This window comes from Schleiferilactobacillus perolens DSM 12744, assembly GCF_001435585.1.
GTDB lineage: Bacteria > Bacillota > Bacilli > Lactobacillales > Lactobacillaceae > Schleiferilactobacillus > Schleiferilactobacillus perolens.
Genome location: NZ_AZEC01000099.1, coordinates 1 through 208 on the forward strand (window position 1 = coordinate 1; position 208 = coordinate 208).

The 208-nt window shown below is 54.3% G+C and carries 2 tRNA genes; both read right to left on the minus strand.

Annotated elements, in window-relative coordinates:
* Window positions 1–55: 55 nt before the first annotated feature.
* Window positions 56–128: transfer RNA gene (locus FD09_RS15780), tRNA-Asp, on the minus strand.
* Window positions 129–130: 2 nt separating this feature from the next.
* Window positions 131–204: transfer RNA gene (locus FD09_RS15785), tRNA-Met, on the minus strand.
* Window positions 205–208: the final 4 nt, after the last annotated feature.

Consider the following 208-nt stretch of genomic DNA (forward strand, 5'->3'; position numbering starts at 1 on the left):
GCCGACACATGGAGCTTCAATCCATTGCTCTACCAACTGAGCTACCGAGCCAAAACGGTCCCAACCGGATTTGAACCGGTGATCTCCTGCGTGACAGGCAGGCGTGATAACCCCTACACCATGGGACCAATTGCGGGAGTAGGATTTGAACCTACGACCTTTGGGTTATGAGCCCAACGAGCTACCAGACTGCTCCATCCCGCGATAA